The 22,793-nt window shown below is 72.5% G+C and carries 26 protein-coding genes; 19 read left to right on the top strand and 7 right to left on the bottom strand.

Features of this window, described 5'->3' with window-relative positions; translation table 11 throughout:
- Together QOL88_RS09955 and QOL88_RS09950 are read right to left on the bottom strand one after the other, a co-directional pair.
- The gene (locus QOL88_RS09955) at positions 1-1,032 is read right to left on the bottom strand and encodes a hypothetical protein (RefSeq protein ID WP_097216081.1); all 1,032 of its coding nucleotides are present in this window, start codon (positions 1,030-1,032) and stop codon (positions 1-3) included.
- Positions 1,033-1,153: 121 nt separating this feature from the next.
- Positions 1,154-2,731 (bottom strand): oxidoreductase, encoded by a 1,578-nt coding sequence (locus QOL88_RS09950; protein ID WP_097216080.1) that lies wholly within the window; start codon positions 2,729-2,731, stop codon positions 1,154-1,156.
- Positions 2,732-2,909: 178 nt separating this feature from the next.
- Here QOL88_RS09950 and hisD point away from each other — a divergent pair, with 178 nt between their 5' ends.
- The 8 genes from hisD to hisF are packed head-to-tail and all read left to right on the top strand — an operon-like array spanning position 2,910 to position 8,634.
- Entirely contained in the window at positions 2,910-4,235 is a 1,326-nt protein-coding gene (hisD, locus tag QOL88_RS09945; protein ID WP_097216079.1) for a histidinol dehydrogenase, read from the top strand.
- Positions 4,232-5,344, top strand: coding sequence for a histidinol-phosphate transaminase (locus QOL88_RS09940; RefSeq protein ID WP_097216078.1), 1,113 nt, complete (start codon positions 4,232-4,234; stop codon positions 5,342-5,344). The genes hisD and QOL88_RS09940 overlap by 4 nt, the downstream gene beginning before the upstream one ends.
- Positions 5,341-5,934 (top strand): imidazoleglycerol-phosphate dehydratase HisB, encoded by a 594-nt coding sequence (gene hisB / locus QOL88_RS09935; RefSeq protein ID WP_053671868.1) that lies wholly within the window; start codon positions 5,341-5,343, stop codon positions 5,932-5,934. The genes QOL88_RS09940 and hisB overlap by 4 nt, the downstream gene beginning before the upstream one ends.
- Entirely contained in the window at positions 5,931-6,095 is a 165-nt protein-coding gene (locus tag QOL88_RS09930) for a CG2302 family histidine operon protein (RefSeq protein WP_003989585.1), read from the top strand. Before hisB ends, QOL88_RS09930 begins: the two co-directional genes overlap by 4 nt.
- Positions 6,096-6,103: 8 nt before the next feature.
- Entirely contained in the window at positions 6,104-6,745 is a 642-nt protein-coding gene (gene hisH / locus QOL88_RS09925) for an imidazole glycerol phosphate synthase subunit HisH (RefSeq protein ID WP_097216077.1), read from the top strand.
- Positions 6,742-7,467 carry a bifunctional 1-(5-phosphoribosyl)-5-((5-phosphoribosylamino)methylideneamino)imidazole-4-carboxamide isomerase/phosphoribosylanthranilate isomerase PriA gene (gene priA / locus QOL88_RS09920; protein WP_097216076.1) on the top strand — a complete coding sequence of 242 codons (726 nt, stop codon included), beginning with the start codon at positions 6,742-6,744 and terminating at the stop codon, positions 7,465-7,467. The genes hisH and priA overlap by 4 nt, the downstream gene beginning before the upstream one ends.
- On the top strand, positions 7,464-7,865 hold the full coding sequence (locus QOL88_RS09915) for a RidA family protein (RefSeq protein WP_097216075.1): 402 nt from the start codon (positions 7,464-7,466) through the stop codon (positions 7,863-7,865). Before priA ends, QOL88_RS09915 begins: the two co-directional genes overlap by 4 nt.
- Before the next feature lie 13 nt (positions 7,866-7,878).
- Complete coding sequence (gene hisF / locus QOL88_RS09910) at positions 7,879-8,634, top strand: imidazole glycerol phosphate synthase subunit HisF (protein WP_097216074.1); 756 nt, start codon at positions 7,879-7,881, stop codon at positions 8,632-8,634.
- Positions 8,635-8,700: 66 nt separating this feature from the next.
- Here hisF and QOL88_RS09905 read toward each other — a convergent pair whose 3' ends face one another.
- A complete protein-coding gene (locus QOL88_RS09905) occupies positions 8,701-9,336 on the bottom strand; it encodes a TIGR03085 family metal-binding protein (RefSeq protein ID WP_097216073.1) in 636 nt (211 codons plus the stop codon).
- 84 nt (positions 9,337-9,420) lie between these two features.
- Here QOL88_RS09905 and hisI point away from each other — a divergent pair, with 84 nt between their 5' ends.
- From hisI to lgt, 11 genes are all read left to right on the top strand, one after another.
- Positions 9,421-9,864, top strand: a complete 444-nt coding sequence (gene hisI / locus QOL88_RS09900; RefSeq protein ID WP_179878817.1) for a phosphoribosyl-AMP cyclohydrolase — start codon at positions 9,421-9,423, stop codon at positions 9,862-9,864.
- 11 nt (positions 9,865-9,875) lie between these two features.
- Positions 9,876-11,357, top strand: a complete 1,482-nt coding sequence (locus tag QOL88_RS09895; protein WP_097216072.1) for an anthranilate synthase component I — start codon at positions 9,876-9,878, stop codon at positions 11,355-11,357.
- A 41-nt stretch (positions 11,358-11,398) separates the two neighbouring features.
- Positions 11,399-12,040 (top strand): TIGR02234 family membrane protein, encoded by a 642-nt coding sequence (locus tag QOL88_RS09890; RefSeq protein ID WP_097216071.1) that lies wholly within the window; start codon positions 11,399-11,401, stop codon positions 12,038-12,040.
- A gap of 129 nt (positions 12,041-12,169) precedes the next feature.
- The gene (locus tag QOL88_RS09885) at positions 12,170-12,421 is read left to right on the top strand and encodes an HGxxPAAW family protein (protein ID WP_097216070.1); all 252 of its coding nucleotides are present in this window, start codon (positions 12,170-12,172) and stop codon (positions 12,419-12,421) included.
- Between the two features lie 93 nt (positions 12,422-12,514).
- Entirely contained in the window at positions 12,515-12,949 is a 435-nt protein-coding gene (locus QOL88_RS09880; protein WP_097216069.1) for a DUF2752 domain-containing protein, read from the top strand.
- 139 nt (positions 12,950-13,088) lie between these two features.
- Positions 13,089-13,898 (top strand): indole-3-glycerol phosphate synthase TrpC, encoded by an 810-nt coding sequence (gene trpC / locus QOL88_RS09875; RefSeq protein ID WP_097216068.1) that lies wholly within the window; start codon positions 13,089-13,091, stop codon positions 13,896-13,898.
- A 21-nt stretch (positions 13,899-13,919) separates the two neighbouring features.
- The gene (gene trpM, locus QOL88_RS09870; protein ID WP_179878816.1) at positions 13,920-14,087 is read left to right on the top strand and encodes a tryptophan biosynthesis modulator TrpM; all 168 of its coding nucleotides are present in this window, start codon (positions 13,920-13,922) and stop codon (positions 14,085-14,087) included.
- 106 nt (positions 14,088-14,193) lie between these two features.
- Complete coding sequence (gene trpB, locus QOL88_RS09865; RefSeq protein WP_097216067.1) at positions 14,194-15,477, top strand: tryptophan synthase subunit beta; 1,284 nt, start codon at positions 14,194-14,196, stop codon at positions 15,475-15,477.
- Complete coding sequence (trpA, locus tag QOL88_RS09860) at positions 15,474-16,292, top strand: tryptophan synthase subunit alpha (protein WP_097216066.1); 819 nt, start codon at positions 15,474-15,476, stop codon at positions 16,290-16,292. The genes trpB and trpA overlap by 4 nt, the downstream gene beginning before the upstream one ends.
- A gap of 86 nt (positions 16,293-16,378) precedes the next feature.
- Positions 16,379-17,155: a DsbA family protein gene (locus tag QOL88_RS09855; RefSeq protein ID WP_097216065.1), complete on the top strand. Its 777-nt coding sequence runs from the start codon at positions 16,379-16,381 to the stop codon at positions 17,153-17,155.
- Positions 17,156-17,238: 83 nt separating this feature from the next.
- Positions 17,239-18,204: a prolipoprotein diacylglyceryl transferase gene (lgt, locus tag QOL88_RS09850; protein ID WP_097216064.1), complete on the top strand. Its 966-nt coding sequence runs from the start codon at positions 17,239-17,241 to the stop codon at positions 18,202-18,204.
- A gap of 62 nt (positions 18,205-18,266) precedes the next feature.
- On the opposite strand, the gene QOL88_RS09845 is transcribed toward lgt, so the two are convergent.
- The 4 genes from QOL88_RS09845 to QOL88_RS09830 are packed head-to-tail and all read right to left on the bottom strand — an operon-like array spanning position 18,267 to position 22,793.
- Positions 18,267-19,082 (bottom strand): HpcH/HpaI aldolase/citrate lyase family protein, encoded by an 816-nt coding sequence (locus QOL88_RS09845; protein WP_097216063.1) that lies wholly within the window; start codon positions 19,080-19,082, stop codon positions 18,267-18,269.
- Entirely contained in the window at positions 19,079-20,278 is a 1,200-nt protein-coding gene (locus tag QOL88_RS09840; RefSeq protein WP_097216062.1) for a CaiB/BaiF CoA transferase family protein, read from the bottom strand. The genes QOL88_RS09845 and QOL88_RS09840 overlap by 4 nt, the downstream gene beginning before the upstream one ends.
- Positions 20,275-21,636: an ADP-ribosylglycohydrolase family protein gene (locus QOL88_RS09835; protein ID WP_097216061.1), complete on the bottom strand. Its 1,362-nt coding sequence runs from the start codon at positions 21,634-21,636 to the stop codon at positions 20,275-20,277. Before QOL88_RS09835 ends, QOL88_RS09840 begins: the two co-directional genes overlap by 4 nt.
- The gene (locus QOL88_RS09830) at positions 21,624-22,793 is read right to left on the bottom strand and encodes an ADP-ribosylglycohydrolase family protein (RefSeq protein ID WP_097216060.1); all 1,170 of its coding nucleotides are present in this window, start codon (positions 22,791-22,793) and stop codon (positions 21,624-21,626) included. Before QOL88_RS09830 ends, QOL88_RS09835 begins: the two co-directional genes overlap by 13 nt.

The raw sequence follows: 22,793 nt of genomic DNA, 5'->3' as shown, positions 1-22,793 counted from the left end.
CTAATGGTCGCCGGGACGGACTCGACCGCCCCGTTCACTCCGTGGATGCCAGGACGTGTCCCCGGCCACCGCGGACCGCACGTCCTCGCACACCCGCAGGAAGTGCCCGAGCGGGTCGTCCGACACCTGGTCCCAGGGGAAGGACGTGGCGTACGGGCCGTTCAGGCGCAGCTGCTCGACGGCGTCCTGCCAGCGCTCCAGGCGCACCAGGACGAAGATCAGCAGGTTCCGCATCCGGGCCGGCCAGGGGTCGTGGGCCGGCAGCCGCGGGGACAGCGCGATCGCCCGGTCGGCTGCCGCGTCCAGCCGCTCGCGCGGCACCTCGGGCCCGCAGTCGTCGGTGAGGTAGCCGAAGGCGGCCCGCAGCGGCAGGGCCTGGACGAGCGCGCCGGGGGGAGCGTCCTGGGCGGCCCGGTCGGCGAAGTCGAAGCACTCGCGGTGCGAGCCGTGCCAGGAGGAGGCCAGGTAGCGCAGGGCCGCCACATGGCAGCCGTAGTGGTGCGGGGCACGGCGGACGGCCGCCGCCCACAGCTCCTCGAAGTACGTGTGCCCGGCCTGCGCGCCCCGGGCGTGGTCGAGCGCGAGCCGCCACGGCACGGGGTCCCGCTGGTCGCCCCGGGCCGCCGCCGTGATCAGCGGGCTCACCTCGCGCAACAGCTCGGCCCGGGCCGGCGACTGCCAGGCGCGGTCCACCGCCAGCTGGGCCCCGACCAGCAGCGCGTCGGGGTCCTGCGGGGCGGTGGCGAGCCAGGCGTCCAGCCACTCGGGCCGGGAGCGGGCGAAGGCGGCCAGCCGGGTCACGTACCGGTCGCGCCGCTCCCACTCCGAGGCCACGCGGGTGGCCAGGAGCAGCGAGGCGGCCGGGACGTGGTCGCCCCGGGCGGCGGCGACCAGAGCCGGGCTCAGCCGGGCGTCGGGCGCGTCGAGCAGCACCTCGTCGTCGGCGCACGGCTCGCCGACGAGGTGGGGGGAGGTCCTTGCCATCCGGCTCGCGCGGATGAACGGCAGCTGCATTGCCATGGTGCCGACCATTGAAAGTCGGCTGGTCATGGCGGCGCCAGACTGTTCATGGAACCTACGGAAAGTTGTACATTCGATGGTCAAGAGAACGTAAAGCCTTGACAGTTCAATAACTGTGGTCACACCGGCACCATCAGTTGCGCCGCAGCAGGCGCGTAGCCCCCGCCGCCACCGTCGTCGCCAGGATCCAGCCCAGCAGGATCATCGCCGTCGCCAGCCACTGCCAGGGCCCCCGCAGCTGCCAGAACCCCACCTGGCCCAGGTCGATGACGGGCAGGAGCAGGTCGAGGGTGAACAGCGTCGGGTTCCACTCCGGGTGCTCGCCCCGCTTCATCGGCGGATGCCCGGACTGCGCGAAGGCGAAGGAGCCCGCCGCCCACAGCACCGCCATCCATACCGCGGCCCGGCCCGGCCGGTACCCGTAGGCGACCGTCCAGTCCTGCGCGTAGCCCCACAGCTTGGCCGCCATCGGCAGGCTCTCGCGGTGCCGGCGCTGCTTGGCCAGCAGCACCTCACGGGCGTCCTCGTCCTCCCCGCCGGCCCGCAGCACGGCCGCGAGCCGCTCGTACGGCTCCGGGTTGTACTCGGCGGTCGCCGCCGCCACCCACCGCAGCCGCTCGGCCGGCGGGAACGGTCCGCGCGGCACGAGGTTCTCGTAGGCGAAGCCGCCCATGTGCAGCCGCCCCGGGCCCGGCCAGGCGTCCGCCCGGTCCATCAGGTTGACGACCCTGGCCCCGGACAGCACCACCCGCCCGCGCACCGGCTGCTCCCCGAGGAAGCGCAGCTCCGGCGTCTGCACCCGGCGCAGCGACAACTCCTGGTCGTCCGTGAGAGTGAACCGGGCCTGCTCGAAGTCGACGGCGTCGCCGAACCGGCCGTCGTCCAGCCGGATCCCGCCCTCGCACGCGAAGCGCTGGATGCGCGTCCCCTGCGCCGGGGTCATCCCGCTCATCGCCTGGGCCCCGACCCCCGCCGGTGTCAGATACAGACTGCGCTCGACGGTCAGCTGCGGGGCGTTCAGCGCGAGCCGCTCGAAGGGGTTGCTCAGCCGCGCGCCGCGCAGGCTCAGCGACACGCCGATGGTCGCGGCGCGCAGACTCAGCTCCCCGTGCGACTCCAGCAGCTCCGCCTGTAGGTCCTGGCCGACGTTCATGCCGTCCGCGGCGATCGACCGGCCGCTGTGATCCCGGTGCACGATCGCCTGGTTGAGCATCAGGTCCGTGCCGATCTGCGCGTCCGTGAGCCGGATGCCGTGGTGGAAACGGCAGCGCGGCAGATGCAGATCGCCCTCGGTGTGCACCCGGGCCGCCTCCAGCCGGGGGACCGAGCAGTCCACCATGCGCAGGGTGGTGAAGCGGGCCTCCGGCAGCAGCACGTCCTGCTCGAACCGGCACCGGCGCATCTCGACGTACGGCACCACCGTGCCGCCCGCGAGGTCCAGGGAGCCGCTGACCTGCACGCCGATCAGCTTCAGCGACGACACGCGGCCGGCCAGGGCAGGCGGCCCGTCGAGGAGCAGCCAGCACACGATCCGCGCCCGGACGGTCCGCTCCTCGCCCCACGGCTGCCCGCCATGCGGATCGTCGGCCACGGCGTCGCCGCAGCTCAGGTCGTACACGGTGCCGTTGCGGAAGGCCTGCCACATGCCGGCCTCGGCCGCGGTCAGGTCGTCGGGCAGCTCCCCGGCTCGGACGCGGGCCCCCTCGGTCACAGCTCTTCCTTCCTCCCCAGGTACTCACGGGTCACTTGCCTCGTACACCAGTTCATGCCCGCTGTGTGACGGCCCGAACACAAGACGTGAGGGTGATCTTCCGGGGTCCCGCGGCGTTCTGTATCAGCCATTGATACGCGCGAACGGCGCCTCACCCGGGTCTGAGAGAATTGAGCACGTGATCTCCCGAATCGATCTGCGCGGCGACGCCCTCGTCGAGGGCCCCGCCCTGCGTGACCTGCTGCCCCGAGCCGACTTCGACGTAGCGGCCGCCCTCGAGAAGGTGCGTCCGATCTGCGAGGACGTGCATCATCGGGGCGACGCGGCGCTGATCGACTTCGCCGAGCGGTTCGACGGGGTCAGGCTGGATCAGGTACGGGTGCCGGCCGCCGCGCTCACCCGCGCGCTGGAGGAACTCGACCCGGCCGTGCGCGCGGCCCTGGAGGAGTCCATCCGCCGCGCCCGCACCGTCCACCGCGCCCAGCGCCGCGCCACGCACACCACGCAGGTCGTGCCCGGCGGCTCCGTGACCGAGAAGTGGGTGCCGGTCGACCGCGTCGGGCTGTACGCGCCCGGCGGCCGGTCCGTGTACCCGTCCTCCGTGATCATGAACGTGGTGCCCGCCCAGGAGGCCGGCGTCGCGTCCGTCGCGCTCGCCTCTCCCGCCCAGGCCGAGTTCGGCGGCCTGCCGCACCCGACCATCCTCGCCGCCTGCGCGCTGCTCGGCGTCGACGAGGTCTACGCGGCCGGCGGTGCCACGGCCGTCGCGATGTTCGCCTACGGCACCGAGTCCTGCGCGCCCGCGAACATGGTCACCGGCCCCGGCAACATCTGGGTCGCCGCCGCCAAGCGCTACTTCACCGGCCGGATCGGCATCGACGCCGAGGCCGGCCCGACCGAGATCGCGGTCCTCGCCGACGACACGGCCGACCCGGTGCACGTCGCCTCCGACCTGATCAGCCAGGCCGAGCACGACCCGCTGGCCGCCGCCGTCCTGGTCACCGACTCCGTCGACCTCGCCGACGCCGTCGAGAAGGAGCTGGAGCCGCAGATCGCGGCCACCCGGCACGTCGAGGACCGGATCGTCCCGGCCCTGTCCGGCCGCCAGTCCGCGATCGTGCTGGTCGACGGCATCGACGAGGGCCTCAAGGTGGTCGACGCGTACGGCGCCGAGCACCTGGAGATCCAGACGGCCGACGCCGCCGCCGTGGCCGACCGCGTCCGCAACGCCGGCGCGATCTTCATCGGCCCCTGGGCGCCCGTGTCGCTGGGCGACTACGCGGCCGGGTCCAACCACGTCCTGCCCACCGGCGGCTGCGCCTGCCACTCCTCGGGGCTGTCCGTCCAGTCCTTCCTGCGCGGCATCCACATCGTCGACTACACGCGCCAGGCGCTGGCCGACGTCGCGCACCACGTGGTCACGCTGGCCGAGGCGGAGGATCTGCCGGCCCACGGCGCGGCGATCAAGGCGAGGTTCGACTGGAAGGTTCCCCAGGGCAAGTGAACGACGTACGCATCGACGATCTCCCCGTACGGGACGAGCTGCGCGGCAAGTCCCCCTACGGCGCGCCCCAGCTGGACGTCCCCGTACGGCTGAACACCAACGAGAACCCCTACCCGCTGCCCGAGCCGCTGGTCGAACGCATCGCCGAGCGGGTCCGGGAAGCCGCCCGGAACCTCAACCGCTACCCGGACCGGGACGCGGTCGAGCTGCGCACACGGCTGGCCCAGTACCTCACCGACACCTCCGGCCACGAGGTCGGCCTGGCCAACGTCTGGGCGGCCAACGGCTCCAACGAGGTCATCCAGCAGCTGCTGCAGACCTTCGGCGGACCGGGCCGCACCGCCATCGGCTTCGAGCCGTCGTACTCGATGCACGGCCTCATCTCACGCGGCACGGGCACGGGCTGGATCTCCGGCCCCCGCAACGAGGACTTCACCATCGACCTCGCCGCCGCCGAGAAGGCGATCGCCGAGAACCAGCCGGACGTCGTCTTCATCACCACCCCCAACAACCCCACGGGCACCGCCGTCCCGCCCGAGACGGTCGTCGCGCTGTACGAGGCCGCGCAGGCGGCGAAGCCGTCGATGGTGGTGGTCGACGAGGCGTACATCGAGTTCAGCCACGGCGACTCGCTGCTGCCCCTGCTGGCGGGCCGCCCGAACCTCGTCGTCTCCCGCACCATGTCGAAGGCGTTCGGCGCGGCGGGCCTGCGCCTCGGCTACCTCGCGGCGCACCCGGCCGTCGTCGACGCCGTCCAGCTGGTCCGACTGCCCTACCACCTGTCGGCCGTGACCCAGGCGACCGCCCTGGCCGCCCTGGAACACACCGGCACGCTGCTGGGCTACGTCGAGCAGCTCAAGACCGAACGGGACCGCCTGGTCACCGAACTGCTCGCGGCCGGCTACGAGGTGACCGCGTCGGACGCGAACTTCGTGCAGTTCGGCCGGTTCGAGGACTCCCACGAGACCTGGCGGAAGATCCTCGACCGGGGCGTCCTGGTCCGGGACAACGGCGTGCCCGGCTGGCTCCGGGTCACCGCCGGGACCCCCGAAGAGAACGACGCGTTCCTCGACGCGGTACGTGAACTGAAGAAGGAGCAGAGCGCATGAGCCGCGTAGGCCGCATAGAGCGGGTGACCAAGGAGACCTCGGTCCTCGTCGAGATCGACCTCGACGGCACCGGGAAGACCGACATCAAGACCGGCGTCGGCTTCTACGACCACATGCTCGACCAGCTCGGCCGGCACGGTCTGTTCGACCTCACGGTGAAGACCGAGGGCGATCTGCACATCGACTCGCACCACACCATCGAGGACACCGCCCTCGCCCTCGGCGCCGCCTTCAAGCAGGCCCTCGGCGACAAGGTGGGCATCTACCGCTTCGGCAACTGCACGGTCCCGCTGGACGAGTCCCTCGCCCAGGTCACCGTCGACCTGTCCGGCCGCCCCTACCTCGTGCACACCGAGCCCGAGAAGATGGCGCCGATGATCGGCGAGTACGACACGACGATGACCCGGCACATCCTGGAGTCCTTCGTGGCCCAGGCACAGATCGCGCTGCACGTGCACGTGCCCTACGGGCGCAACGCGCACCACATCGTGGAGTGCCAGTTCAAGGCGCTCGCCCGCGCCCTGCGCTACGCCTCCGAGCGTGACCCGCGCGCGGCCGGCATCCTCCCGTCCACGAAGGGCGCCCTGTGAACGGCACTTCGACCCTGCTGATCGTCGTCGGTCTCTTCCTCGTCGGCGGGATCTACTCCTTCGTCAAGCAGAAGATGCCCAAGGGCCTCATCGTGCTGCTGTCGATCGGCGCCGCGATGTGCCTGGCGGCCGGTGTGGTGAGGCTGGAGGTGTGGAATTGAGCGGCCCGGTGAAGACGCGGAAGAAGGTCGTCGTCTTCGACTACGGCTTCGGCAACGTCCGTTCCGCCGAGCGCGCCCTCGCCCGCGCGGGTGCCGACGTCGAGATCACGCGTGACTACGACGAGGCCCTGAACGCCGACGGCCTGCTGGTGCCCGGCGTAGGCGCCTTCGCCTCCTGCATGACGGGCCTGCGCGAGGCCCGCGGCGACTGGATCGTCGACCGCCGCCTGTCCGGCGGCCGCCCCGTCATGGGCATCTGCGTCGGCATGCAGATCCTCTTCGCGCGCGGCATCGAGCACGGCGTTCAGAGCGAGGGCCTCGACGAGTGGCCCGGCTCCGTCGAGCCGCTCCAGGCCGAGATCGTGCCCCACATGGGCTGGAACACCGTCGAAGCGGCGCCCGGCTCGCAGCTGTTCGCCGGCCTCGACCCGGACGCCCGCTTCTACTTCGTGCACTCCTACGCCGTCCACGACTGGTCGCTTCAGACGCACAACCCGGCGATGACGGCCCCCAAGGTCACTTGGTCCACCCACGGCAAGCCGTTCGTAGCCGCCGTCGAGAACGGCGCCCTGTGGGCCACGCAGTTCCACCCCGAGAAGTCCGGCGACGCCGGAGCCCAGCTCCTCACCAACTGGATCGGAACCCTGTGAGCACGCTCGAACTCCTCCCCGCCGTCGACGTCCGGGACGGCCAGGCCGTCCGCCTGGTGCACGGCGAGTCCGGCTCGGAGACCTCCTACGGCTCCCCGCTGGAGGCCGCCCTCGCCTGGCAGCGCTCCGGCGCCCAATGGCTGCACCTGGTCGACCTCGACGCCGCCTTCGGCACCGGGAACAACCGCGAGCTGATCGCCGAGGTCGCCCGCGCCATGGACATCAAGGTGGAGCTGTCCGGCGGCATCCGCGACGACGAGACCCTCGCCGCCGCCCTCGCCACCGGCTGCAAGCGCGTCAACCTGGGCACGGCCGCCCTGGAGACGCCGGAGTGGGTCGCCAAGGTCATCGCCGAGCACGGCGACCAGATCGCCGTCGGTCTCGACGTCCGCGGCACGACCCTGCGCGGGCGCGGCTGGACCCGCGACGGCGGCGACCTCTACGAGACGCTGGAGCGCCTCGACAAGGAGGGCTGCGCGCGGTACGTCGTCACCGACATCGCCAAGGACGGCACGCTCCAGGGCCCCAACCTGGACCTGCTGCGCAACGTGTGCGCCGCCACCGACCGCCCGGTCGTGGCCTCCGGCGGGGTCTCCTCGCTCGACGACCTGCGCGCCATCGCCGACCTCGTCCCGCTCGGTGTCGAAGGCGCCATCGTCGGGAAGGCGCTGTACGCGAAGGCGTTCACCCTGGAAGAGGCCTTGGAGGCTGTGTCGTCATGACCGTGCGGCGTGTGCAGAGCGGAAGTCCCTGGGAAGAGTCCTTCGGTTTTGCACGCGCCGTCGCGGCGGGCGACCGTGTGCTGGTCGCGGGCACGACCGCCTTCAAGGGCGATGTGCTCTACGGCGACGGCGACCCGTACGAGCAGACCAAAGTGGCCTTCACCACCGCCCTGGAGGCGATCGCCGAGTTCGGGCTCACGCCCGAGTCCGTGATCCGCACCCGGGTGTGCCTGGCACACGCCCGGGACGTCGACGCGGTGGGCCGGGCCCACAAGGAGATGTTCGACGCCGTACGCCCGGTCACGACCCTGCTGGTCGTGCAGGGCTTCATCGACTCCCGGGTCCTGGTGTCGGTGGAAGTGGAAGCATTCAGAGGGACACCTTCAGAGGAACACTAGAGGAGCACGATTCATGACCCTGGCGGTCCGAGTCATCCCCTGCCTGGACGTGGACAACGGCCGGGTCGTCAAGGGCGTCAACTTCCAGAACCTGCGCGACGCGGGCGACCCCGTCGAGATGGCCAAGGTGTACGACGCCGAGGGCGCGGACGAGCTGACGTTCCTGGACATCACCGCCTCGTCGGGCAACCGCGAGACCACGTACGACGTGGTGCGCCGCACGGCCGAGCAGGTGTTCATCCCGCTCACGGTCGGCGGCGGCGTCCGCACGGCCGAGGACGTGGACAAGCTGCTGCGGGCCGGCGCGGACAAGGTCGGCGTCAACACGGCCGCGATCGCCCGCCCCGACCTGATCCGCGAGATCGCCGAGCGTTTCGGCCGTCAGGTGCTGGTGCTGTCGGTCGACGCCCGCCGCACCGAGTCGGGCTCCTTCGAGGTCACCACCCACGGCGGCCGCAAAGGCACCGGCATCGACGCCGTCGAGTGGGCCCACCGGGCCGCCGAGCTGGGCGCCGGTGAGATCCTGCTCAACTCGATGGACGCCGACGGCACCAAGGACGGCTACGACCTGGAGATGATCCGGGCCGTACGCAAGCACGTCACCGTCCCGGTCATCGCCTCGGGCGGCGCCGGCACGCTGACCGACTTCCCCCCGGCCGTCGAGGCGGGCGCGGACGCGGTCCTGGCGGCCTCGGTGTTCCACTTCGGCGACCTGCGCATCGGCCAGGTCAAGGAGACGCTGCGGGAGGCGGGGCACCCGGTGCGGTGACGCCCCGTCTGCCGAGAGCCCCGGCCGCGTGGTGCGGCCGGGGCTCTCGCCTGTCCCTCGGACCTCTCAGATCCCGAGCTGCTTCGTCTCGTGCAGTTTCGCGATCGCGTTCTCGTCACCGTCCAGGTCGACCTTGGCCGCGCTCTGACGGCCGTAGCAGAACAGGACCAGTTCGGACGGCTCACCGGTGACCGTGACCACCGGGGTGCCGCGGTGGGCCACCGCGGTCTGGCCGTCGGGCCGGCGCAGGACCAGGCCCGTCGGGACGCCGCGGCCCATCAGACGGGCGGTGCGCTCCAGGCGGGACCACAGGGCGTCCTGGAAGACCGGGTCGAGGTCGCGCGGGGACCAGTCGGGCTGGGCGCGCCGGACGTCCTCGGTGTGGACGTAGAACTCGATGATGTTCGACGCCTCGTCGACCGGCTTGAGGGAGAAGGGCGAGAAACGCGGCGGGCCCGTACGGATCAGCTGGATCAGCTCCTCGTACGGCTTGTCGGTGTACTCCGCCATCACCTTGTCCAGGCGAGACGCGAGCTGCTTGATCAGTATCCCGCCGGCGGCGTCCGGGCGGCGCTCGCGCACCACGACGTGCGCCGCGAGGTCCCGGGTCGTCCAGCCCTCGCACAGGGTGGGCGCGTCCGGACCCGCGGTCTCCAACAGGTCGGCGAGGAGAAGTCGTTCACGCTTGGCATGGGTCGACATGGAGGCCAGCCTACGACCGCCCCGGTGGTCCGCCCAGTGGACACTCCACCGGGCCTGTCGGTGGCGCGCGGCACAATGGTCGGCATGACCAGCACGCCCGCCCGTCGCCCGGCCACCGCCCCTCACGGAGGCGCTTCGCGCCACAGTGCTCCATCCGGCAGCCTCGCCCCGGAGATCGCCGCGCGCCTCAAGCGCAGCCCCGACGGTCTCCTGCCCGCCATCGCCCAGCAGTACGACACCGGCGAGGTGCTGATGCTCGGCTGGATGGACGACGAGGCGCTGTACCGCACCCTGACCACCGGCCGGTGCACCTACTGGTCGCGCAGCCGCCGGGAGTACTGGGTCAAGGGCGACACCTCCGGCCACTTCCAGTGGGTGAAGTCCGTCGCCCTGGACTGCGACGCCGACACCGTGCTGGTCAAGGTCGATCAGGTCGGCGCCGCCTGCCACACCGGCGCGCGCACCTGTTTCGACGAGGACGTGCTCCTCAAGGACGGCGGTCCCGCCGGCTCCGCCACGGATCAGTAAGGTCAGCGGCCATGGACCTCGAGACCTTCCGCAAGCTCGCCACCGACCGGCGGGTCATCCCCGTCACCCGCAAGCTCCTCGCCGACGGCGACACCCCGGTCGCGCTCTACCGCAAGCTCGCCGCCGAGCGCCCCGGCACGTTCCTGCTGGAATCCGCGGAGAACGGCCGCTCCTGGTCCCGGTACTCCTTCGTGGGCGTGCGGTCCGCCGCCACACTGACCGCACGGGACGGGCAGGCGCACTGGCTCGGCGTCCCGCCCGTCGGCGTCCCCACGGACGGCGACCCGCTCGCCGCCCTGCGCGCCACCATCGAGGCCCTGCACACGCCCCACCAGGAGGGCATGCCGCCCTTCACCGGCGGCATGGTCGGCTATCTCGGCTACGACATCGTCCGCCGCCTGGAGAGGATCGGCCCCGGCGAGCGCGACGACCTGAAGCTGCCCGAGCTGACCATGCTCCTCACCAGCGACCTGGCCGTCATGGACCACTGGGAGGGCTCGGTCCTGCTGATCGCCAACGCGATCAACCACAACGACCTGGAGACCGGCGTCGAGGAGGCCCACGCCGACGCCGTCGCCCGCCTCGACGCCATGGAGGCCGACCTCTCCCGCCCGGTCGCCCAGCCCCCGGCCGTCCTGCCGCCCTCCGAGCTCCCCGAGTACACCGCGCTGTGGGGCGGCCCCGACTTCCAGGTGGCCGTCGAGGACATCAAGGAGCGCATCCGCGCCGGTGAGGCCTTCCAGGTGGTCCCCTCCCAGCGCTTCGAGACGCCGTGCACGGCGAGCGCGCTGGACGTCTACCGGGTCCTGCGTGCCACCAACCCGTCCCCGTACATGTACCTGTTCCGCTTCGACGGGTTCGACGTCGTCGGCTCGTCCCCCGAGGCCCTGGTCAAGGTCGAGGACGGCCGGGCCATGGTCCACCCCATCGCCGGCACCCGCTGGCGCGGCGCCACCCCGCAGGAGGACCAGGCCCTCGCCGAGGAGCTGCTCGCCGACCCCAAGGAGCGCGCCGAGCACCTCATGCTCGTCGATCTGGGCCGCAACGACCTGGGGCGGGTCTGCGAGCCGGGCTCGGTCGAGGTGGTGGACTTCATGTCCGTCGAGCGGTACTCGCACGTGATGCACATCGTCTCCACGGTGACGGGCCGCGTCGCCCAGGGCCGCACCGCCTTCGACGTCCTCACGGCCTGCTTCCCGGCCGGCACCCTCTCCGGCGCCCCGAAGCCCCGCGCCATGCAGATCATCGACGAACTCGAACCGTCCCGGCGCGGCCTGTACGGCGGCTGCGTCGGCTATCTCGACTTCGCCGGCGACTCCGACACCGCCATCGCCATCCGCACCGCCCTCCTGCGAGGCGGCACCGCCTACGTCCAGGCCGGGGCGGGCATCGTCGCCGACTCCGACCCGGTCGCCGAGGACACCGAGTGCCGCAACAAGGCGGCCGCGGTGCTGCGGGCCGTCCACACGGCGAACCGGCTGGGAAAGGCCTGAGACGAACCCCGGGTGACGGTTCGCCCGGGGTTCAGGCGATAGTGGGACACGTGACTGCTGTACCGCACCCCCGTTCCGAAGCCCCCGGATCCGCCCGGGCCGGCCGCCTGAGCCTCGCCGTCGCGCTGCTGAGCGGCGCACTCGGCGCCGCCGTGGCGCTGCTCGCCACCCGGCAGCAATGGTCGCAGGGCACCGCGACGGTGGCCGGCGGCGCCTTCCCCCTGACCGCCAGGGGCAGCGACGTCACGGGTGTTCCCGCGGCGCTCGCCATAGTGGGCCTCGCCGCGCTCGTCGCCGTGTTCGCCGTCCGCCGCGCCGGCCGCTTCGTCGTCGCCGCGCTGCTCGCGCTCTCCGGCGTCGGCATCGTCGTCGCCGCCCTGCTCGGCGCCTCCGACAGCTCCGCGCTCGACGAGCAGGCCGCCCAGGCCTCCGGCGACGCCTCTGCCTCCGTCGACGCCCTCAGCCACACCGCCTGGCCGTACGTCGCGGTCGTCGGTGGTGTCCTGATCCTCGTGGCCGGACTGCTCGCCCTGCGCTACGGCCGGATGTGGCCCGCCATGTCCGGCCGCTACGAGCGCGGTGCGACGCCCCAGCCGCGCCGCAAGGCCCCCGCCGTCGACCCCGACCGGCCCGAGGACCTGTGGAAGGCACTCGACCGCGGCGAGGACCCGACCGGGGCCTGAGCCCGCACGAGCCCACACGGGGGACCCGCAGGACCGGGGGAGCACCCCCGCTCACCCCGCGGGCGCGCGTGCGGGACAATGGCTCCGAGCGTCCTGCTCAGACACGCACACAGCAACGAGGAGCAAGCAATGGCGGGCAGCAGCCACGGTCACACCCCGGCCGCCTGGACCGGTGTCACGATCGCCTTCATCGGTTTCTGCGTCTCGGGCGCGTTCATGGTGCTGGACCGGCCGGTGGGCTTCTGGGCGGGCATGGTGGTCGTGCTGCTCGGCGGTGTCGTCGGCGGCATCATGCGGATGATGGGCCTGGGCCAGCCCAAGGAGGCGCACCAGCCGCACCGGACCACGGGCGACCGCGAGCCGGCCGGCGCCGGGAGCTGACCTCCGCGGCACGATCCGCGGAGCACGTCCTCACGTGAGGGGCGGCCCGGCACACGGGTGCCGGAACCGCCCCTCACGCGCGTGCGGGGCACAATGCATACCGTGAACGCCGAGAGCCGAAGGGTGACGCAGAGCGTCCCGAGCCGCCTGGCCGTCCCCGCCGGGACGCTCGCGGCCGTCGCCGCCGCGTTCGCCTACGTGGGCACCGTGGATCCCAACGAGCCCGGCCACTACCCCGTCTGCCCGCTGCTGCGCTACACCGGCCTCTACTGCCCCGGCTGCGGCGGACTGCGCAGCGCGCACGCCTTCATCCACGGGGACCTCCTCGCGGCGCTGCACGCCAACGCGCTCGCGACCCTCGGCTATCTGGGTTTCGCCGTGCTGTGGACCGCATGGGTGGTCCACGCGGTCCGCGGGCGCCCCCTGCGGATCGACCCGCACCCGGGGCTGGTGTGGAGCCTCGGAGCGTTGCTGCTGGTCTTCGCCGTTGTCCGGAACCTGCCCTTCGGTGGCTGGCTCCATCCTTGATCAACAGCAGGACGTCCAGGTAGTGGGACCGGCGTCAACCGGATGTGAGGCGTACGCCCCGCTGCGGATACCATCGCAGTGACCATCGGTTTTCGATCGGTCGCTGGAACTGCCAAGAGTCTGGAAGGGGGCCGCTCGCGTGAGTGTGCTCGACGAGATCATCGACGGAGTCCGTGCCGACCTTGCGGAGCGGCAGGCGCGCGTCAGCCTCGACGAGCTCAAGGAGCGTGCGGCGAAGGCTCCCGCGGCCAAGGACGGCGCGGCCGCACTGCGCGGCGACGGCGTCAAGGTCATCTGCGAGGTCAAGCGCTCCAGCCCCTCCAAGGGCGCGCTGGCCGCGATCGCCGACCCGGCCGGACTCGCCGCGGACTACGAGGCGGGCGGCGCGGCCGTCATCTCCGTCCTCACCGAGGAGCGCCGCTTCGGCGGCTCGCTCGCCGACCTCGAGACGGTCCGCGCCCGGGTGGACATCCCCGTGCTGCGCAAGGACTTCATCGTCACGTCGTACCAGCTGTGGGAGGCCCGCGCCTACGGTGCCGACGTCGTGCTGCTGATCGTCGCCGCCCTCGACCAGCCCGCCCTGGAGTCCCTCATCGAGCGCGCCGAGTCCATCGGGCTCACGCCGCTCGTCGAGGTGCACGACGAGGACGAGGTCGAGCGCGCCGTCGACGCCGGCGCCCGCGTGATCGGCGTCAACGCGCGCAACCTCAAGACCCTCGAGGTCGACCGCGGCACCTTCGAGCGGGTGGCTCCGGAGATCCCCGACCACATCATCAAGATCGCCGAGTCCGGCGTCCGCGGCCCGCACGACCTCATCGCGTACGCCAACGCCGGCGCCGACGCGGTCCTGGTCGGCGAGTCCCTCGTCACGGGCAAGGACCCGAGGACGGCGGTCTCGGACCTGGTGGCGGCCGGCGAGCACCCCGCGCTCCGGCACGGCCGGAGCTGATCACCCGCTAGGCTTGCCCCGATGACTCCCACCTTGACGACCGTGGACCGGTACGCCCGCCTCGCGCGCGGCTGCCGCCCCCGCGGCTGCCGTGCGCCCGCGCGCCGGGTCCACGGCCGCCGCGTCCGGTACGTCATCGGTGACGAGCCCGGGCAGGTCAACGGAATGCGATGGCAGCGCGCCCTCTAGGGGCGCGGGGAACTGCGCGACCAGCCCCAACGGGCCCGCAGCCGACAGGCCATCCTCGCCCCCACGGCGATTAGTGATCAACACACACTCACCGTGAGGTATCCGCATGCCCAGCCAGTTCTTCATCCCCGACCCCGAGGGCCAAACGCCCAACCCCGAAGGCTACTTCGGGGCCTTCGGCGGCAAGTTCATCCCCGAGGCCCTCGTCGCCGCAGTCGACGAGGTGGCCGTCGAGTACGACAAGGCCAAGCACGACCCCGAGTTCGCCCGGGAACTCGACGACCTCCTGGTCAACTACACCGGCCGCCCCAGCTCCCTCACCGAGGTGCCGAGGTTCGCCGAACACGCCGGTGGCGCACGGATCTTCCTGAAGCGGGAAGACCTCAACCACACCGGCTCCCACAAGATCAACAACGTGCTCGGCCAGGCCCTGCTCACCAAGCGCATGGGCAAGACCCGGGTCATCGCCGAGACGGGCGCCGGCCAGCACGGCGTGGCCACCGCCACCGCCTGTGCGCTGTTCGGCCTCGAGTGCACCATCTACATGGGTGAGATCGACACCCAGCGCCAGGCCCTCAACGTCGCCCGCATGCGCATGCTCGGTGCCGAGGTCATCGCCGTGAAGTCCGGCAGCCGCACGCTGAAGGACGCCATCAACGAGGCCTTCCGCGACTGGGTCGCCAACGTCGACCACACCCACTACCTCTTCGGCACCGTCGCCGGACCGCACCCCTTCCCGGCGATGGTCCGCGACTTCCACCGGGTCATCGGCGTCGAGGCCCGCCGCCAGCTCCTGGAGCGCGCCGGACGCCTGCCCGACGCGGCCGTCGCCTGTGTCGGCGGCGGCTCCAACGCCATCGGCCTCTTCCACGCCTTCATCCCGGACGCCGACGTCCGCCTCATCGGCTGCGAGCCGGCCGGGCACGGCGTCGAGACCGGCGAGCACGCGGCCACCCTGACCGCGGGCGAGCCCGGCATCCTGCACGGCTCCCGCTCCTACGTCCTCCAGGACGACGAGGGCCAGATCACCGAGCCGTACTCCATCTCGGCCGGTCTGGACTACCCGGGCATCGGCCCGGAGCACTCGTACCTGAAGGACTCCGGTCGCGGCGAGTACCGCGCGGTCACCGACGACGCGGCCATGCAGGCCCTGCGCCTGCTGTCGCGCACCGAGGGCATCATCCCGGCCATCGAGAGCGCCCACGCGCTGGCCGGCGCCCTGGAGGTCGGCAAGGAGCTCGGCAAGGACGGGCTGATCGTGGTCAACCTGTCCGGCCGCGGCGACAAGGACATGGACACCGCCGCGCGCTACTTCGGCCTGTACGACACCGACGCCGAGGTCGCCGAGGACGCCTCCGGCACCGCCGAGATCGAGGGGGACGCCAAGTGAGCGGCAACATCCAGCTGTTGAGCGACACCCTCGCCGCGGCCAAGTCCGAAGGGCGCTCCGCCCTCATCGCCTACCTCCCGGCCGGGTTCCCGACCGTGGACGGCGGCATCGAGGCGATCAAGGCCGTCGTCGACGGCGGCGCCGACGTCGTCGAGGTGGGCCTGCCGCACAGCGACCCCGTCCTCGACGGCCCCGTCATCCAGACGGCCGACGACATCGCCCTGCGCGGCGGTGTGCGGATCGCCGACGTGATGAGCACGGTCCGCGAGGCGCACGCCGCCACCGGCAAGCCGATCCTCGTCATGACGTACTGGAACCCCATCGACCGCTACGGCGTCGAGCGGTTCACCGCCGAGCTCGCCGAGGCGGGCGGCGCCGGGTGCATCCTGCCCGACCTGCCCGTGCAGGAGGCGGCGCTGTGGAGGGAGCACGCGGCCAAGCACGGTCTCGCCACCGTCTTCGTCGTCGCCCCCAGCAGCAAGGACGAACGGCTCGCGCAGATCACCGCGGCGGGCAGCGGCTTCGTCTACGCCGCCTCCCTCATGGGCGTCACCGGCACCCGCGCCAGCGTCAGCAATCAGGCCCAGGACCTGGTGGAACGCACCCGGGCCACGGGGACGGACCTGCCGGTGTGCGTCGGGCTCGGCGTCTCCAACCCCGCCCAGGCCGCCGAGGTCGCGCGCTTCGCCGACGGCGTGATCGTCGGCTCGGCCTTCGTCCAGGCCATGCTGGACGCCCCGGACGACGCGGCCGGTGTCGAGGCCGTGCGCGCGCTCGCCGGTGACCTCGCCAAGGGCGTGCGCGGACAGGCGTAAGAACGCCGGAAGTCATACCGGTCCCTCGTACGGGTGGACCTGAGGCCGGGGAGGCGCGCTGCGCCTCCCCGGTTCGTTTCCGGGGTGTGAGCGAGAAGAACCGTGAGGGAAAGCGCACCGCCCGGGAGAAGCTGGCGGTCGAGCGCGAGAAGCAGAAGTCCGCGGACAAGCGCCGGCGCGCGCTGATCGTGGGCGGGGCCGTCGTCGCCGTCCTGGGACTCGCGGCCGTGATCGGCGTCGTCGCGGCCAACGCCGGCAAGGACGACGACAGCGAGGCCTCCGGCCCGGTCGTGGCGCCCTCGGGGGCCCAGGGCAAGGACAGCCTGGCCATCCCGGTCGGCAAGGACAGCGCCAAGTCCACGCTCACGGTGTGGGAGGACTTCCGCTGTCCCGCGTGCAAGTCCTTCGAGACGGCGTACCGGCCGGTGATCCACGAGCTGACGAACGCCGGCGAACTGAAGGTGGAGTACCACCTGGTCACCCTCATCGACGGCAACATGCGCGGCACGGGCTCCCGCACCGCTGCCAACGCCGCGGCCTGCGCCCAGGACGCCGGGAAGTTCCCCGCGTACCACGACGTGCTCTTCGACAACCAGCCCTCGGAGGTCGACGACGCCTACGCGGACAACGCCAGGCTGATCGAGCTGGCCGGCAAGGTCGACGGTCTGGACACCCCCGCCTTCCGCACCTGCGTCGAGAAGGGCACGCACAACGGCTGGGTCGCCAAGTCCCACCAGGCCTTCAACAAGGGCGGCTTCTCGGGCACGCCGACCGTGCTGTTCGACGGCAAGAACATCTACCAGGACCGGACGATGACCCCGGCCAAGCTGAAGCAGATGGTGCAGGAGGCGAACAAGGAGTAAGGGTCTTCCCACGCCCCCGTTATGGACCCGTAGCCGGGCTGCCTGCCGCGCGCCCGGTGCGGCACGGTAGCGTCGACCTTGCCATGGAACTTGCCTTCATTCCCAGCCCGTCACGCGGGGTGCTGTACCTCGGCCCCATTCCGCTGCGCGGCTACGCGTTCTGCATCATCATCGGCGTCTTCGTCGCGGTCTGGCTCGGCAACAAGCGCTGGATCGCCCGGGGCGGGCGGGCCGGCACGGTGGCCGACATCGCCGTCTGGGCCGTGCCCTTCGGTCTCGTCGGCGGCCGGCTCTACCACGTGATCACGGACTACGAGCTGTACTTCAGCGAGGGCCGCGACTGGGTGGACGCCTTCAAGATCTGGGAGGGCGGCCTCGGCATCTGGGGCGCGATCGCACTCGGCGCGGTGGGCGCGTGGATCGGCTGCCGCCGCCGTGGCATCCCGCTGCCCGCGTACGCCGACGCCATCGCGCCGGGCATCGCCTTCGCGCAGGCGATCGGCCGCTGGGGCAACTGGTTCAACCAGGAGCTGTACGGCAAGCCCACCGATCTGCCGTGGGCCCTGGAGATCACCTCCTCGTCGGACGGGCGGGTGCCGGGCACGTACCACCCGACGTTCCTCTACGAGTCGCTGTGGTGCGTCGGTGTGGCGTTCCTCGTCATCTGGGCGGACCGCCGCTTCCGCCTCGGACACGGCCGGGCGTTCGCGCTGTACGTCGCCGCGTACTGCACGGGCCGGGCGTGGATCGAGTACATGCGTGTCGACGACGCCCACCACATCCTGGGGCTCCGGCTGAACGTCTGGACCGCGATGCTGGTGTTCCTGCTCGCGGTGACCTACCTGGTCGTGTCGTCCAGGAAGCGACCCGGGCGGGAGGACGTCGTGGAGCCGGGCGCCGTGACCTCCGGTGACGACGCCGAGGGCGGCGAGAAGTCCGAGGACACCGCTACGTCCGTGGACGCCGGCAAGGACGACGGGAACGAGGACGAGACCGAAGCCGAGGCGGCGGACGCCAAGGACGAGGCCGGGTCGGGCAAGAAGACCTGACGACCCGCACACGTGACGAACCGAGAGCGCCCGGGGAGATCTCCCCGGGCGCTCTCGGCATGTCAGCGTCGGCGCGCCAGGGACAGGGTGCGCTGGGCCGCCGTCACCACCGCCGCGTCGACGAAGCGGCCGTCGGGCAGGGCCTGGGCGCCCCGGTCCGCGGCGGCGGCCTTGAGCACCGTCTCCGCCCGCTCGATCTCCGCCTCGGTGGGCAGATAGGCGCGTTCGATCACCGGGAGCTGACGGGGGTGGATCGCGGCCCGGCCGAGGAACCCCAGGGCGCGGCCGTGGGCGCAGGAGGCCGCCAGCCCGTCCAGGTCGCGGGTGTCCGGGTGGACGGACTGGGGCGGAGGGGGCAGACCGGCGGCCCGGGCCGCCACGACCACCCGGGAGCGGGGCCAGTCGAGGCCGCTGTCGTCGCGCACACCGAGATCGGCCCGCAGGTCGGCCTCGCCGAGTGCGATGCCGCGCAGGTTCGGATGGGCGCCGGCGATGGCGTACGCCTGCTCCACGGCGAGGGCCGTCTCCAGCAGGGCGTACAGGTCGGCCCGAGCGGCCCGGCGTGCCACGTGGGCGACCTCGGCGGGTGAGGTGATCTTGGCGAGGCGAAGGCCGGAGAGCCCGACAGCCGGGGCCAGGGCCGCGATGTCGCGCTCGCCCCAGGGGCTGTCCAGGGCGTTGACGCGGACGTGGACCGGGACGGCCGGCGGGTGTTCGAGCAGGTCGGCGGTGGCGGCGCGGGCGTAGTCCTTGCGGTCGGAGGCGACCGCGTCCTCCAGGTCGACGACGACGACGTCGGCGCCGGAGGCCAGGGCCTTCGCGACCACCTGAGGGCGGTCACCCGGGGCGTAGAGCCAGGTGAGCGGGTACGCCGTCACAGGGCGCCCTCCGCGCGCAGTGCCGTGACGTCGTCCGGGGTCAGGCCCAGCTCGGTCAGGATCTCCTCGGTGTCGGCGCCGTGCGGACGGCCGGCCCAGCGGATCGCGCCGGGCGTGGCGGAGAGCCGGAAGAGGACGTTCTGCATGCGCAGCGGGCCGAGTTCGGGGTCGTCGACGGTGGTGATGGTGCCCAGGGCCTGGTACTGCGGGTCCGCCATCACGTCCCGGACGTCCTGGACCGGGGCCACCGCCGCCTCGGCCTTCTCGAAGGCGGCCATGACGTCGGTGCGGGTGCGCGCGGCGATCCAGCCGCCGACCGCCTCGTCCAGGACGTCCGCGTGCCGGGCGCGCTCGGCGCCCGAGGCGAACCAGGGCTCGTCGATCAGTTCCGGGCGGCCGACCAGGTGCATCACGCGTTCCGCGACCGACTGCGCTGAGGTGGAGACGGCGACCCAGGTGCCGTCCGCGGTGCGGTAGACGCCGCGCGGGGCGTTGTTGGGGGAGCGGTTGCCGGTGCGGGGCTGGACATGGCCGAGCTGGTCGTACCAGAGGGGCTGGGGGCCGATGGCGGCCAGGATCGGCTCGATCAGGGCCATGTCGACGACCTGGCCCTCACCGGTGCGCTCGCGGGCGGCGAGCGCCGTCATCACCGCGTACGCCGTCGTCAGGCCCGCGATGGAGTCGGCCAGGCCGAACGGCGGGAGGGTCGGGGGCGAGTCCGGTTCGCCGGTCATCGCGGCGAAGCCGCTCATCGCCTCGGCGAGGGTGCCGAAGCCGGGGCGGTGCGCGTAGGGGCCGAACTGGCCGAAGCCGGTGACGCGGGCCAGGACCAGTCGGGGGTTGACGGCCGACAGCTCCGGCCAGCCCAGGTCCCACTTCTCCAGGGTGCCGGGGCGGAAGTTCTCGATGATCACGTCGGTCGTGGCGGCCAGGCGCAGGAGGGTGGCGCGGCCGCCGGGCTTCGACAGGTCCAGGGTCATGGTCCGCTTGTTGCGGCCGAGCATCTTCCACCACAGGCCCACGCCGTCCTTCGACGGGCCGTGGCCGCGGGAGGGGTCCGGCTTGCCCGGGTGCTCGATCTTGACGACCTCGGCGCCGAAGTCGCCGAGCAGGGTGGCGGCCATCGGGCCGGCGAAGAGGGTGGCGAGGTCGAGGACGCGGAGGCCGGTGAGGGGCGCGGTGGTGGAGGCGGTCATGGGCGGCGGGTCTCCCGGTGCGTGAGGTGGGCGAGGGTGTCGAAGCCGATGCCGTCGAAGTCGCCGATGGAGGTGGCCAGCCGGTTCTTCAGGGGTGCCGTCCAGCGGTCGGGGAGCGCCGCGGGGTGTCCGGCCAGCAGTCCGGCGACGGAGCCGGCCGTGGCGCCGCCCGAGTCGGTGTCCCAGCCGCCGCTGACGGCACGGCAGATGGAGCCGGCGAAGTCGCCGTGCGCGTGGGTCAGGGCGGCGGCGATCAGGGCGGTGTTGGGGACGGCGTGCACCCAGTGGTGGGTGTCGGCGTGGGTGGCGTGGAGTGCGTCGACGACCGATTCGAAGTCCGCGTGTTCGTGCGCGAGTTGAACGGCCTGGTGGACGGCTCGGGCCAGGCGGGAGCGTGGGGGGACGACGGCGAGGCCGGTGCGCAGGCAGGTGTGGACGTCGTGGTCGCCGGTCGCCGCCGTGGCGATGGTGGCCGCCGTGAACATCGCCGCGTAGACGCCGTTGGCGGTGTGCGTGAGGGTCGCGTCCCGGTGGGCCTGTTCGGCTGCCGCGGCCGGGTGGCCGGGGTTGGTCCAGCCGTGGACGTCCGCGCGGATCAGGGCGCCGATCCATTCGCGGAACGGGTTGTGGTGGCGGGCGGTGCGCGGGGGCTCCAGGCCGGAGAGGAGGTTGCGGTAGGCGATGCGTTCGGCGGTGAACGTGCGGCCGGCGGGGAGCTCGTCGAGCCAGGTGCGGGCCACGTCCGTGGTGGTGAACGTCCGGCCGTGGCGTCGCAGGAGGACGAGGTTGATCAGGGGGTAGTTGAGGTCGTCGTCCTCGGGCATGCCGTCGATGTTCTCGGCGAGGGAGGTGGACGCCGAGCGGCGGTTCCAGGGGTGCCGTGCGAGGAGTTCCTCCGGGACGCCCCGGGCGGTGAAGTAGGTGGCGAGGGGCCAGTTGCCGGCGGCCCGGGCGAGTCGGCGGATGGCGTCGAGGGGGAGCTTCTCGACCGGTTTGCCGAGGAGGCAGCCGGTGGCGCGACCGAGCCAGGCGGCCTCCAGGGCGTGCGGGGTGGTGGCCGGGGTGCCCACCGGCTCCGGCCAGTCGGGGCAGGCGGACCGGATCCTGCCCAGGTCCGTGGGTTCGTCGTCCGCCAACGCGCTCGGGAGATCGGCCAGTTCGTCCAGAAGGTCTTCCGCCAGCTGACGGAGGTAGCGGGACGCCGGGGTGGGGGACGCGCCCGCGGTGGCCGGGGCCTCGGGGCCGCCCGCCGCTCGCCAGCGGGCCGCGACCGCCTTCGGCTCGCGGCCGTCCTGGGCCGCCTGGCGGAGCTCGTGGCCGAGCAGGTCCTCCGGCTGGACCCAGGTCAGTCGGAGCATGCCGGGCCTCCGAGGGACGCGAAGGCCTGCTCGTGGGTGCGGCGGCGGGCCACGTCCCGGTCGAAGATCTCGCGGGTCACGGCGGTGAGGGTGGCCGCCGGTTCCCAGAGGTCCAGGCGGCTGGCCTCCGCGACCGTCTTGGCCCACTCCTCGGGGACCGGTGAGCCCAGGGCCCCGGCCACGGCTCCGGCCATCGTGGCGATGGAGTCGCAGTCGCGGCCGTAGTTCACCGCGCCGAGGACCGCGTGGCGGTAATCACCCCGCGCCACGAGCAACAGGCCCAGCGCGACGGGCAGTTCCTCGATCGCGTGCAGGCGGGACGGGCGGCGGGCGCCGAGCGAAGGGGCCCGGTAGTCGGGGCCGACCGTGTCGTAGGGGGTCACCGCCTCGCGCAGCGGGCGCAGCGCCGACTCGAAGTCCGTGTGGCGGGCCGCCTCCTCGCAGACCCGCTCGATCGCGGCCCGGGTGCCGTCCTTCGCGAGGGCGAGACAGGCCGAGACGACCGAGTCCGGGCTCGCGCCGGGGGTGCACGCCGCCGCCACCGCCGCGGCCAGGACACCGGCCGCCTCACGGCCGTACGACGACTGGTGCGCGCCGGCGATGTCGAGGGCCTCGGCGTACGCCGCCCGCGGGTCGGCCGCGTTGACCAGGCCGACCGGGGCCATGTACATCGCCGCGCCGCAGTTGACGATGTTGCCGGTGCCGGCCTCGCGCGGGTCGGCGTGGCCGTAGTGGATCCGCGTCACCAGCCACTTCTCCGCCAGGAAGATCCGCTGGAGGGGGAGGGCCTCGCTCTCCAGTTCCGGGATCCAGCGCGGCTCCGTCATCAGGTCCGGGACCAGGTGGTCGGCGATGGCGTAGGCGTCGAGGTGGTCGCGGACCCGGGCGTAGACGCGGACCAGGGCGTGGGTCATCAGGGTGTCGTCGGTGACGTGGCCGTCGCCCTTGTGGTACGGGGCGAGGGGGCGGGCCGTGCGCCAGTCGTCACCGTGCCAGGGGCCGACGACGCCGTGCACGCGGCCGCCGTGGCGTTCGAGGATCTGCTCGGGCGAGTAGCCCTCGACGGGGCCGCCGAGCGCGTCGCCGACGGCGGCGCCGACCAGGGCTCCGGTGATTCGCTCGTCCAGCGGGGCGTTTTGCTGGGTTTTGGGCTGCAT

Origin of the sequence: Streptomyces sp. Ag82_O1-12 (assembly GCF_900182715.1) — a bacterium.
Classification (GTDB): Bacteria; Actinomycetota; Actinomycetes; order Streptomycetales; family Streptomycetaceae; genus Streptomyces; species Streptomyces massasporeus.
This window is presented reverse-complemented; position numbering and strand designations above follow the sequence as displayed.

Coding starts and splice junctions, on each gene's coding strand:
- QOL88_RS09955 (WP_097216081.1), bottom strand. CDS start 1,032: ATGGTCGGCACCATGGCAATGCAGCTGCCGTTCATCCGCGCGAGCCGG.
- hisB (WP_053671868.1), top strand. CDS start 5,341: ATGAGCCGCGTAGGCCGCATAGAGCGGGTGACCAAGGAGACCTCGGTC.
- QOL88_RS09915 (WP_097216075.1), top strand. CDS start 7,464: ATGACCGTGCGGCGTGTGCAGAGCGGAAGTCCCTGGGAAGAGTCCTTC.
- hisF (WP_097216074.1), top strand. CDS start 7,879: ATGACCCTGGCGGTCCGAGTCATCCCCTGCCTGGACGTGGACAACGGC.
- QOL88_RS09905 (WP_097216073.1), bottom strand. CDS start 9,336: ATGTCGACCCATGCCAAGCGTGAACGACTTCTCCTCGCCGACCTGTTG.
- hisI (WP_179878817.1), top strand. CDS start 9,421: ATGACCAGCACGCCCGCCCGTCGCCCGGCCACCGCCCCTCACGGAGGC.
- QOL88_RS09895 (WP_097216072.1), top strand. CDS start 9,876: ATGGACCTCGAGACCTTCCGCAAGCTCGCCACCGACCGGCGGGTCATC.
- QOL88_RS09885 (WP_097216070.1), top strand. CDS start 12,170: ATGGCGGGCAGCAGCCACGGTCACACCCCGGCCGCCTGGACCGGTGTC.
- QOL88_RS09880 (WP_097216069.1), top strand. CDS start 12,515: ATGCATACCGTGAACGCCGAGAGCCGAAGGGTGACGCAGAGCGTCCCG.
- trpM (WP_179878816.1), top strand. CDS start 13,920: ATGACTCCCACCTTGACGACCGTGGACCGGTACGCCCGCCTCGCGCGC.
- trpB (WP_097216067.1), top strand. CDS start 14,194: ATGCCCAGCCAGTTCTTCATCCCCGACCCCGAGGGCCAAACGCCCAAC.
- lgt (WP_097216064.1), top strand. CDS start 17,239: ATGGAACTTGCCTTCATTCCCAGCCCGTCACGCGGGGTGCTGTACCTC.
- QOL88_RS09840 (WP_097216062.1), bottom strand. CDS start 20,278: ATGACCGCCTCCACCACCGCGCCCCTCACCGGCCTCCGCGTCCTCGAC.
- QOL88_RS09835 (WP_097216061.1), bottom strand. CDS start 21,636: ATGCTCCGACTGACCTGGGTCCAGCCGGAGGACCTGCTCGGCCACGAG.
- QOL88_RS09830 (WP_097216060.1), bottom strand. CDS start 22,793: ATGCAGCCCAAAACCCAGCAAAACGCCCCGCTGGACGAGCGAATCACC.